Annotated in this window: 8 protein-coding genes and 1 pseudogene; 5 read left to right on the top strand and 4 right to left on the bottom strand. The window is 73.3% G+C overall.

From position 1 onward, the window contains the following. Positions 1–169 precede the first annotated feature (169 nt). From GPJ59_RS27000 to GPJ59_RS26980, 5 genes are all read left to right on the top strand, one after another. On the top strand, positions 170–520 hold the full coding sequence (locus GPJ59_RS27000) for a hypothetical protein (protein WP_258024973.1): 351 nt from the start codon (positions 170–172) through the stop codon (positions 518–520). A 23-nt stretch (positions 521–543) separates the two neighbouring features. Continuing rightward, positions 544–1293, top strand: coding sequence for an aminoglycoside N(3)-acetyltransferase (locus tag GPJ59_RS26995; protein WP_258024975.1), 750 nt, complete (start codon positions 544–546; stop codon positions 1291–1293). A gap of 43 nt (positions 1294–1336) precedes the next feature. Next, entirely contained in the window at positions 1337–2737 is a 1401-nt protein-coding gene (locus GPJ59_RS26990) for a TIR-like protein FxsC (RefSeq protein ID WP_219670307.1), read from the top strand. Then, positions 2721–6704 (top strand): FxSxx-COOH system tetratricopeptide repeat protein, encoded by a 3984-nt coding sequence (fxsT, locus tag GPJ59_RS26985; RefSeq protein WP_219670304.1) that lies wholly within the window; start codon positions 2721–2723, stop codon positions 6702–6704. Before GPJ59_RS26990 ends, fxsT begins: the two co-directional genes overlap by 17 nt. Before the next feature lie 124 nt (positions 6705–6828). Beyond that, positions 6829–7725: a DUF4231 domain-containing protein gene (locus tag GPJ59_RS26980; protein ID WP_219670303.1), complete on the top strand. Its 897-nt coding sequence runs from the start codon at positions 6829–6831 to the stop codon at positions 7723–7725. 127 nt (positions 7726–7852) lie between these two features. Here the strand turns inward: GPJ59_RS26980 and GPJ59_RS26975 are convergent, their stop codons facing one another. From GPJ59_RS26975 to GPJ59_RS26960, 4 genes and pseudogenes are all read right to left on the bottom strand, one after another. Continuing rightward, positions 7853–8332, bottom strand: coding sequence for a hypothetical protein (locus GPJ59_RS26975; RefSeq protein ID WP_219670306.1), 480 nt, complete (start codon positions 8330–8332; stop codon positions 7853–7855). A gap of 127 nt (positions 8333–8459) precedes the next feature. Beyond that, positions 8460–9347, bottom strand: a complete 888-nt coding sequence (locus GPJ59_RS26970; RefSeq protein ID WP_219670302.1) for a S1 family peptidase — start codon at positions 9345–9347, stop codon at positions 8460–8462. 116 nt (positions 9348–9463) lie between these two features. Beyond that, positions 9464–10270 carry a DUF1684 domain-containing protein gene (locus GPJ59_RS26965; RefSeq protein WP_219670301.1) on the bottom strand — a complete coding sequence of 269 codons (807 nt, stop codon included), beginning with the start codon at positions 10268–10270 and terminating at the stop codon, positions 9464–9466. Between the two features lie 122 nt (positions 10271–10392). Continuing rightward, a pseudogene (locus GPJ59_RS26960) lies at positions 10393–10745 on the bottom strand (DUF5685 family protein); the annotation flags it as partial.

Here is a 10745-nt window from a genome sequence, read left to right as displayed (position 1 = left end):
GTGACGGAGCGGGCCCGGCAGGCCGGCGCGGTGCAGCGGGCAGCGCAACAAGCAGCGCAACAGGCACAGCCGGCACAGCAGGTGCAGCACGCGCAGCAGGTGCTGAGCGGGGGCGCTCCTGGCGGGGTGGAGGCCTCGGCGCGAGTGGGTGCGGCCGGGCGCGCTGGGGGTGCCGTACGCCGCGGGGGTCCGCGAGACCGCGCTGGCGCTGCTGACGGGCCGCCGCCGGGCCCGGCTGCGGGCGCTGACGGAGGTGGCCGACCTGTACGCCCTGGACGGGTCCTGGCAGCACCCCTCACCGTGGCGGGACCGCCCGGTGCCGGTGTCGCGGCTGCTGGCCGACGTCCACGAGCGGGTCGCCGTGGAGGCCTACCAGCGTGCCACCGAGCCGGTCCGGCCGGCCGGCTCCGAGCGGATCCACCGCGCCCTGGACCAGCTCGCGGGCGCGGCCGAACTGACCACCACCGGCAAGCGGCTGGTGGAGGAGCTGCGCTGGGAGCTGAAGGCGGTCGACGCGTGAGTGCCCGCCCGGGTCCCCTGTCCCTGGCGGTGCAGCTGCGGCTGGCCGGGGTGCGGCCCGGGCAGCGGCTGCTGGTGCACGCCTCGCTCGGCGGCACCGGGCTGCGCGCCGAGGCGCTGCGCGACGCGCTGCTCGGTGTCCTCGGTCCGCGCGGCACGCTGGTGGTGCCGGCCTTCACCCCGCAGAACTCGGCCACCTCGCGCGCCCATCTGGCCCGGATCGCGGGCATGGACGAGGAGGAGGTGCGCCGGTTCCGGGACCGGATGCCCGCCTTCGACCCGGCGCGCACCCCCAGCCACGGCATGGGCGCGCTGGCGGAGGTGGTGCGCAGCACGCCGGGCGCGGCGCGCAGCGCGCATCCGCAGACCTCCTTCGCCGCGCTCGGCCGGGACGCGCGGCGGCTGTGCGCGGACCACCGGCTGACCTGTCATCTGGGGGAGGAGTCGCCCTTGGGGAAATTGTGCTGGGAGGGAGGCCAGGTACTCCTGTTCAATGTGGGATTTTCCGTCTGCACGGCATTCCATCTCGCGGAGTACCGAATTCCCAAGCCCCCCTTGCGCATGTACGCGTGCGTGGTGAACCTACCTGGGGGTGATCAGTGGGTCGACTACGAGGACGTCGCGCTCGACGACGGGGATTTCGAGCGGATCGGGGCGGAGTTCCCCGCGTCCGCGGTGCGCCGGGCGCGGGTGGGCGGCGCAGCGACGGCGCTCTTCTCGATTCCCGATGCGGTCGATCACGCACTTGCCTGGATGACCGAAAACAGACGCTGATTGACTGAACCATGAGGGGATGTGGTGAAGCAGCTCGGGAATGATGTTCCTTCGCTCGCATCTTCGGGACGGGGGTCGTGTGCCCGCATCAGAGCAGCAGCCGTACTTCTTTCTCAGTTATGCGCATACGCCGAGGTTCGGGGCCGGGGGGCCCGACCCCGACATGTGGGTCGAGCGGCTCTTCCGTGATCTGTGCAGCCATGTCATGGCGCTGACCGATCTGCCCGCCGGGTCCGAGGCCGGCTTCATGGACCGTGAGATACGCAGCGGCGAGGGCTGGTCGGAGCGGCTCGGCAGGGCGCTGGCCACCTGCCGGGTGTTCGTCCCGCTGTTCTCGCCGCGGTACTTCGCCAGTGAGATGTGCGGCAAGGAGTGGTTCGCCTTCGCCCAGCGGGCGATCCGGCACAGCGCCCACAACAACACCCCGGCCGAGGTCATCGTGCCCGCCCTGTGGGTGCCGGTCCCGCCCGCGCAGCTGCCGGGGCCGGCCGAGCGGCTCCAGTTCAACCACAACAGCTTCGGCGACCGCTACGTCACGGACGGCCTCTACGGCCTGATCAAACTCCGCGGGTACGCCGAGGAGTACGAGCACACGGTGTACGAGCTCGCCAAGCGGATCGTGCGGGTCGCCCAGTCCGTCCGCCTCGACCCCAGTCGGCCCGTGGACTATCGCGGGGTCCCCAGCGCCTTCGGCACACCGCGCGCGAACGGCGTCCAGGGGGCGCCCGTCGGCCCCCGGACCCTGCACGTGTCGGTGGCCGCCGCCACCGGCCACGACCTGCCCGAGGACCGCAGCCCCGAGTACTACGGGGAGTCCGCGCTGGACTGGAACCCGTACCACCCCACCGCCCAGCGGCCGGTGGCGTACGTGGCCGAGGAGCTGATCCGCACCCTCGACTACCAGGTCACGCTGGGCTCCTTCGACGACGACGCCGGGCACTTCGACGCCAAGCAGCCGCCGGCCCGCCCGGAGATCCTGATCGTCGACCGCTGGGCGGTGGCCGACGAGCAGCGGCGCCGGCGTCTGGCGGCCTTCGACCAGGACCCCCGGCCCTGGGTGCACGTGGTCGTGCCGTGGAACCGCTACGACCCCCAGAGCCGGACCAGGGAGCGCGAGCTGGTGCACCGGCTGGAGGAGACGATGCCCGTCACGATGGGCCAGGGGCGCGCCGCCTGCCGGGCCGCAGCCAACGGCGTGGCCAGCATCGAGACGCTCGGGCAGATCCTGCCGCAGGTGGTGGAGGCCGCCGCGCAGCAGTTCCTCAGACACGCCCAGGTCTATCCGCCGGCCGGCGGGACGCACACCGAACGGCCGCGGCTGCTGGGGCCGATGGGGATGGGCGGCCCGACACCGCCGCCGCCCGGCCCCCACCCGCCCGGCCGCGACAGCCACCGAGGGACCCACCACACCGATGCGGGGGACGCCGATGACCACCAGTCGTGACGGGCGCATCGTCACCTTCTACTCGTACAAGGGCGGTACCGGCCGCACCATGGCGCTGGCCAACACCGCCTGGATCCTGGCCGCGAACGGAAAGCGGGTACTGGCGGTCGACTGGGACCTGGAGGCACCGGGCCTGCACCGCTTCTTCCACCCCTTCCTCGACCCGTCCACGCTCGGCGCCACCACCGGGGTCATCGACCTGATCAGCGAGTACGCGTGGGCGGCGACCAGCCCGGTGCAGCGCGCCGACGACTGGCACAAGGACTACGCGCGGATACAGCCGCACGCCGTCTCGCTCACCCCCGAGACACTGGGCTGGCAGTTCCCCGACGGCGGCACCCTGGACTTCGTCTCGGCCGGCCGGCAGAACCGCGAGTACTCCGCCACCGTCTCCACCTTCGACTGGGACAACTTCTACGACCGGCTCGGCGGCGGGCACTTCTTCGACGCGTTACGCGACGACATGAAGCGCAACTACGACTACGTGCTGATCGACAGCCGCACCGGCCTGTCCGACATCGCCGACATCTGCACCGTCCACCTGCCCGACGTCCTGGTGGACTGCTTCACCCTCTCCGACCAGTCCATCGACGGCGCCGCCGCGGTCGCCCGGCAGATCGACGAGCGCTTCGGCGACCGCGGCATCACGATCTACCCCGTCCCGATGCGCATCGACGAGGGCGAGAAGGAGAAGGCCGACGCCGGCCGGGCGCTGGCCCGGCTGAAGTTCGACCGGTTCCCGGGCGGTCTGGCCGGGGACGAGCTGACCTCGTACTGGGGCTCGGTGGAGATCCCGTACCGGCCCTACTACGCCTACGAGGAGACCCTCGCCACCTTCGGCGACGAGGCCGGGCTCAACAACTCGCTGCTGTCCGCCTTCGAGCGGCTGACCTCCGTGGTCACCGGCGGCCAGGTCACCTCGATGCCCTCCGTCAACGAGGACGTGCGGCTGCGCATCCGCGACGCCTACACCAGGCGGCGCCCGGCCCTGCCCGCCGACCTGTTCCTGTCCTACGTCGCCGAGAACCGCATGTGGGCCGACTGGATCGAGTCGGTGCTCACCCGGGCCGGCTTCCGGGTGGTCCCCCGGGACGTCTCGGCGGAGCGGCCGGCCCAGGCCGGGCCGGCCGGCGCCGCGGGCGACGGGCACAGCAACGGGGCCGGGTTCGGCATCGACACCGCCGCCCGCACGGTGGTGCTGCTCTCCAGCGCCTACCTGAAGTCGGCGCGGGCCGTGGACGTGTGGGAGCGGGCCGCGGCCGAGGACCCGACCGGCGGGCGGCGCCAGCTGGTGCCGCTGCGGGTCGGCGACGTGCGCCTGTCGGCGTCGTACATCGACCGCAACCCGGTGGACCTGTTCCGCCTCGACGAGGTGCACGCCACCGCGGCCCTGCTGCGCGCCGTGGAGCGGCCGACGGCCCTGGCCGACGCCGTGGCGAGCGCGTCCGGGCCGGGGCCGCGCTTCCCGGGCACCGTGCCGAAGATCTGGAACGCGCCGCCCCGCAACCCGGGCTTCACCGGCCGGTCGATCGTGCTGGAGCGGATGCGCGACCAGCTCGGCGGCGGCATGGCGGTGGTGCTCCCGCAGCCGCAGACCCTGTACGGACTCGGCGGCGTCGGCAAGACCCAGGTCGCGCTGGAGTACGTGCACCGCTTCATGGCGGACTACGACCTGGTGTGGTGGATCTCCTCGGAGCAGACCGACGACGTGGTCGCCTCGCTCGCCGAGCTCGCCGTACGGCTGGGCGCGCAGACCGGCGAGGACATGGCGGCCGCCTCGCAGGAGGCCGTCGACCTGCTGCGGCGGGGCGTGCCCACCTCGCGCTGGCTGCTGGTCTTCGACAACGCCGACGACCCCGAGACCCTCAAGCGGTTCTTCCCGCCGGGCGGTCCCGGGCACGTGCTGGTGACCTCCCGCAACCAGACCTGGTCCCAGTACGGGGACGCGCTGCCGGTGGACGTCTTCCTGCGCGAGGAGTCCATCGAGCACCTCCAGCGGCGGGCGCCCGGGCTGACGACGGACGACGCCGAGCAGGTGGCCGTGGCGGTCGGCGACCTGCCGCTGGCCGTGGAGCAGGCCGGCGCGTGGATCGCGGAGACCGCCACGCCCGTCTCGGCGTACCTGGAGCAGCTCGCCCAGCAGGCGGCCCGGGTGCTGGCGCTGAACCAGCCGGCCGGCTACCCGGAGCCGGTGGCGGCGACCTGGAACGTGTCGATAGAACGGCTCCAGTCCCGCTCGCCCGCCGCCGTGCGGCTGCTCCAGCTGTGCGCCTTCTTCGCCCCCGAGCCGATCAGCGCCAACCTCCTCTACAGCAAGGAGATGATCGACGCGCTCAAGCCGTACGACCCCTCGCTCCAGGAGAAGCTGGTGCTGGGCCGGGTGATCCGGGAGATCGGCCGGTTCGCGCTGGCCAAGGTGGACCAGGTCGGCAACAGCATCCAGGTGCACCGGCTGGTGCAGGCGGTGATCCGGGCGCAGCTGACGGAGGAGGAGCAGCGCGAGGCCCGGCACGCGGTGCACCGGATCCTGGCCGGGGCCCGGCCGGACGACGACGAGCCGATCGACAACCCCGGGACCTGGCCGCGGTTCACCACGATCTGGCCGCACCTGAACCCGTCGGAGGCCCGGTACTGCAAGGAGCCGGAGACCCGGCGGCTGCTGATCGACCGGGTGCGGTACCTGTGGAAGCGGGGCGACTTCAAGGCCGCCTACCAGCTGGGCGAGGAGCTGCGCGCGGCGTGGCGCGAGCAGCTGGGCAACGACGACCTGCAGTACCTCTACCTGCGCTTCCACCTGTCCAACATCCTGCGTTCGCGGGGCCGGTTCGTGGAGGCGAAGGAGCTCGACGAGGTCACCCTGGAGCGGCAGCGGGCGGCGCTGGGCCCCTCGCACCCGCACACGTACATGACCACCAGCGGCCTGGCGATGGACCTCGGGGCGCTCGGCCGCTACGGCGAGGCGATGGAGCTGGCCACGGCCGCGTACGAGGGCTTCGGGCAGATCTTCCACGAGGCGCACCCGCGGACCCTGGCCGCCGCCAACAACCTGGCGCTGAACCTACGGATGGTCGGCCGGTACACCCGGGCCCGGGAGATCGACCAGGAGGTCTTCGACCGGCGCACCGAGGTGCTGGGCCCGGAGCACCCGTACACGCTGTCCTCGGCCCAGAACCTCGCCCGGGACCTGCGGGAGGTCGGCCGCTACGACGACTCGGTGCAGTTGCTGAGCCGGACGTACGAGATCTACAAGCAGCAGCTGGGCCGGGCCTTCCCGGGCACGCTGTCCGCGGCGAAGAACCTGGCCGTGTCGCTGCGCCGGGCGGGCGACCTGGAGGACGCCCGGCGGCTGACCACGGCCACCCGCAACCGCTACCGGGCCAAGTACACCTCGGTCAATCCCGACCTGCTGGCCTGCGAACTGAACCTGGCGGCCGACCTGTTCGCCACCGGCGACCCGGCCGGCGCGCGGGAGCTGGCGCAGGAGGTGGTGGACGAGTACATGAAGGTGCCGGGCGAGCGGCACCCGTACACCCTGGCCGCGGTGAACAACCTGGCGGTGTTCCACTGGGGCGCGGGCGCGCCGGAGGCCGCGGAGCCGATGCTGCGCCAGACGGTCCGGCTGATGGAGGAGGTGCTGGGCGACATGCACCCGCACACCGTCTTCGGGCACCTGAACCTGGCCAACGTGCTGGCCGATCTCGGCGATCCGCAGGCGGCCCTGGACCTGGAGCGGGCTGCGTGGGCGCGGCTGCGCGAGGCCCTGGGGGCGCACCACCCGGAGACCCTGGCGCTGGGGTCGAACATGGCGGTGAGCCTGGACGCGGTCGGGCGCAAGGAGGAGGCGGCGCGGGTGCGGGCCGAGGCGGTGCACGAGCTGACCCGGCTGCTGGGCGAGGAGCACGGCCTGACCCGCTACGCGCGGGACGAGCGCCGGGTCCACCGCGACCTGGAACCGCTGGCGGTCTGAGCCACCGCCCGCGAGGCGGTGCCGCGGGGAGGCGGGGCCGGGCCGACGTCGCGGCGGCCCCGCTTCCCCTCGGCACCGCCGGGAACTGCTGGACGGCAACCTGGGGGAAGCTGTGACGGACAGCATGACGTTTCGCAACGAGGACCTGCCGGCCCTCTTCCACCACACCGACCGGGCGGCGATCTCCCGGCAGCGGGAGTCGGTGAAGGCCACCCGCGCCCAGCTGCTGCTGCTCGTGGCGGGCGCGGCGGCCGGGTCGCTGCCGGCCGGGCCGGCGCTCGGCCCGCTGCACGTGTTCGGGCTGGTGGGGGTGCTGGCGTACGCGGGGGTGCTGGGGGTCGGGATGCGGGCCACCCGGCGCCGGGCCCGCCCGCAGTGGCAGCTCAACCGCAGCGCCGCGGAGTTCATCAAGTCCCTGGCGTGGCGGTACGCGGTGCACGGCGCCCCGTTCGGCACGGAGGTCCAAGACCCGCAGGAGGTGTACCGGGCCCGGCTGGAGAAGGGCCTGGCCGAGCTGCGGAAGATGGGCTGGGCGGATCCGCGGACGGCCGGGCCGCTCCCGCAGGGCGGCGAGATCACCGGGGCCATGGAGCGGCTGCGCGGGGCGGACTACCAGGTGCGGCGCGAGACGTACGTACGGGACCGGCTGATCGAGCAGCGCAACTGGTACCGGCGGCGCAGGGAGGTCTCGCGGCGGGCGACGGCGCTGTGGTCGTGGTCGATCGTGCTGCTGACCTGCCTGGCGCTGCTGTTCGCCCTGCTCGCGGTGTGGGGGGCGGGGCCGGGCGGGGCGGCGACGGGGCTGCTGAGCGCGGCGGCGGCGGCCGGGATCGCCTGGAACGAGGTGCGCCGGCACCATCCGCTGATCGAGGCGCACACGCTGATCGAGCAGGACCTGGCGGCGATGATGGTGGTGATGCAGACGACCGTCACGCAGGCGCAGTGGCCGGCGGCGGTGTACGAGACCGAGCGCTACGTCTCGCCGCAGCACACGGACTGGCTGGCCCGGCACAGCAGTTGACTCCCGTGGGGGCGGCGGCCCACGGCCCGGGGATGTGCGGTGGGCGGGACTGCGCGGGCCGTGGGTGGCTGAGCGCGCCGTTCCTCGCGCCCCTGACGGGGCGCACCGCCTGCCCGGGGCGCGGGGGTCAGTCCCGGGACACCCCCTCGCACCAGAGCACCGTGACGGGTTTGCCCAGGGACCTGGCGTAGGCGACGATCTCCGCCGTGCCGCCGTGACCCCGGGCGGGGAGTCCGTCCCAGACGGCGACGAGCCGGTCGCAGGAGTCGGCGATGAAGGTGCCCGCGGCGTAGTAGGCCTCGTCGGTCGAGCGGGCGAAGTCCATCCGGACCTCGCCCGCCGCCAGGCGCTTGAGGCTCCGGTAGCGGGCCAGGGAGGCGGGGTCCTGGAAGTCCTCCTCGTAGGCCCTGCTGGGGATGACGGCGATCAGGTCGGCGCCGCATTCCAGGGCGATGCCGGCGAAGAGCTGGTCGGCGCCGTCCGCGAGGCTGGACAGGGCCTCCAGGGGCCCTTCGTGACGGCCGAGCAGCTCCCGCAGCCGGGCTTCCACGTGCTCCAGCACGGCGGCGGGCAGGAACCGGTGCCCGGTCACGCCGATCCGCTTCATACCCGAGTTCATACCCGAGCCTCCCCCGCCGACGGACACCCCTGGACATCCTCCCAGAAGGCGGGAGGACGTCCAGAGGGGCGTGCGGGGCGCACGGGGATCAGTAGGCGCTGACCCCGTACGCGGTTCAGTAGACGCTGACCCCGTACGCGCTGAGCGCCTCGGTGACGGGCTGGAAGAAGGTCGTGCCGCCCGAGGTGCAGTTGCCGCTGCCGCCGGAGGTCAGGCCGACCGCCCGGGTGCCCGAGTACAGCGGGCCGCCGCTGTCGCCGGGCTCGGCGCACACGTTGGTCCGGATCATGCCGTAGACGATGTCGCCGCCGCCGTAGTTGACGGTGGCGTTCAGGCCGGTGACCGAGCCGCTGTGGGTGCCGGTGGTGGAGCCGCGGCGGGTCACGGACATCCCGACGGTCGCGTTGACCGCGCTGGTGATGTCCTGGCTGCCGACGGTGCCCGGGTGGGACAGCGAGGTGTTGTCGTAGCGGACGAGTCCGTAGTCGTTGTTCGGGAAGCTGGAACCGACGGTCGCTCCGATCCTCGTGGTCCGCGAGGAGTTGGTGTACCAGGTGCCCGCGCCGTCGGTGCAGTGCCCGGCGGTCAGGACGTAGTACGTGCCGCTGCTGCTGCGCACGTTGAAGCCGAGGGAGCAGCGCCAGCTGGAGGCGTAGATGGCGTCGCCGCCGGAGATCAGCTTGCTGAGCTTGCCGGGGATGCGCTCGATGCGCAGGGCTCCAGCGTCCCGCCCGGCCTCGCGGCGGATTCTGGCGAGGTCCGCTTCGGAGACGGTGGAGTCGGCGGAGACCACGAGGGTCCCGTTGGCGGGGTCGGTGTGCCAGGCGGTTCCGGCGACATCGGCGCGCAGGACCGATGCGCCGGCGGCGGCCAGCCGTGCGGCGCTGAATCCTTCGTCCTGCCCGTCCGCACCGGCGGTGGTGGGGGCGGCCAGTACGGCGACCGCGGCCAGGCCTGCTGCCAGGGCCGTCAGTCGCGTGGGGGTGATGCGCTTGATCCTCACTTCTCGTCCTCCCGGAAAGGGGTGTGGGGGTCCGGTGAGGCGCAGTCGGGGACGTCGTACGACACAAGGGGTTTTGGCCGTGTCCCTGACAAGCGCTGCTCGGGAGTGTCCAGGCGTCAGAAGGGTGGGGCAAGGGCGGCTTTCAGCCGCCTCTCGCCCGCGGTGACCTCGAAGGGCAGGGTGTTCCCGGGCGGCGGGAACGGGCAGATGAAGTGCTCCGCGAAGGCGCACGGCGGCAGCTCGGCACGGTTGAGGTCCACCGTGACGCGGCCGTCCCGGTGGGGCGGGCCGGGCTTGAGGAAACGGAAGCGATAGCTGGTCAGGCTGCTGGTGACGTCCGCGAAGACGGCCCACAGCGCGCCGCTCTCCCCGTCCGCCGCGACGTGGAGGCGGTGCTCGGTGCCGGCCCGGTCGAAGACCAGCTCGCCGTCGAGTCCGAGGCCGCGCACCTGCCCGTCGGCGGTCTCGACCCGGACCGTCCGTTGCTCCCCGTACGGCCGGAAGCGGCCGGGCAGGACGAGGGCCGGGTCGTACGGGGTGACCTCGATGCCCCGGAAGGCCCGCCGGGCCGGGGAGTCCGGATCGAAGACGCGCACGGCGACGGCGCCTTCGCGCCGGACGACCACGAGGTGGAGCGGACCGGCGGCGACCCGGGCGCCGGCCGGCGGGGCGTGGTCGGGGTCGAGCCGGGCCGTGCCGGCGAAGGGCGCACCGTCCAGGGTGAGCCCGTCGGCCTCCGTCGCGGTGAGCCGTACGCGGCCGTCCGTCTCCTGCCACCGGCCGGGAACGGCCGGAATTCGCCCGTCCGGGTAGTCGGCGAGCCAGTGGGTGGCGGTCAGGGCGAGCGGCCCGTAGGGCGCGGAGACCGTGTCCACCCGGTGCTCGTGCCAGTCCTTCCAGGCCCGGCCTGCGTCGTCGCTCATGCCGCTCAACCTTTCCACACCCGCGCGGTGCGCGCGGGTGCGGTAGGCCGTACGGACCTGAGGGGGGCTCAGCGGGCCGAGGGGACCGGACCGGGTGGGTTGCGGCGGGATCTGAAGGAGGTTCAGCAGCCGTCGCAGGGGCAGCAGCAGCCGCACTCGCAGCAGCTGCAGTCGCATCCGCTGCAGTCGCAGTTGCTGCAGCAGCCCTCGCGCTTCTTGCGGGACCAGGGGCCCTCGTACTCGTCGGCGCAGCAGATCTGGCAGGTGCAGAAGAGGCCGATGGCGACCGCGCAGCCCGCGAAGAAGCCGCGCGGGGGCTTCGGGCGCTGCGGCTCGTGGCCACCGCCGTGGCCGCCGCTGTGGTCGCCGCTGCCGCCGTGGCCGCCGTGGCCGCCGAAGTCGCCGCTGCCGCCGTATCCGCCGCCGTATCCGCCGCTGCCGCCGCCGTGGCCGGGGGGCGGCGGCACACCGGGAC

The organism is Streptomyces bambusae (assembly GCF_019400985.1).
GTDB lineage: Bacteria > Actinomycetota > Actinomycetes > Streptomycetales > Streptomycetaceae > Streptomyces > Streptomyces bambusae_A.
This window is presented reverse-complemented; position numbering and strand designations above follow the sequence as displayed.

Excerpts from the sequence above, each read along its gene's own strand:
- GPJ59_RS26990 (WP_219670307.1), top strand. The coding sequence starts at position 1,337 with ATGTTCCTTCGCTCGCATCTTCGGGACGGGGGTCGTGTGCCCGCATCA.
- fxsT (WP_219670304.1), top strand. The coding sequence starts at position 2,721 with ATGACCACCAGTCGTGACGGGCGCATCGTCACCTTCTACTCGTACAAG.
- GPJ59_RS26980 (WP_219670303.1), top strand. The coding sequence starts at position 6,829 with ATGACGTTTCGCAACGAGGACCTGCCGGCCCTCTTCCACCACACCGAC.
- GPJ59_RS26975 (WP_219670306.1), bottom strand. The coding sequence starts at position 8,332 with ATGAAGCGGATCGGCGTGACCGGGCACCGGTTCCTGCCCGCCGCCGTG.
- GPJ59_RS26965 (WP_219670301.1), bottom strand. The coding sequence starts at position 10,270 with ATGAGCGACGACGCAGGCCGGGCCTGGAAGGACTGGCACGAGCACCGG.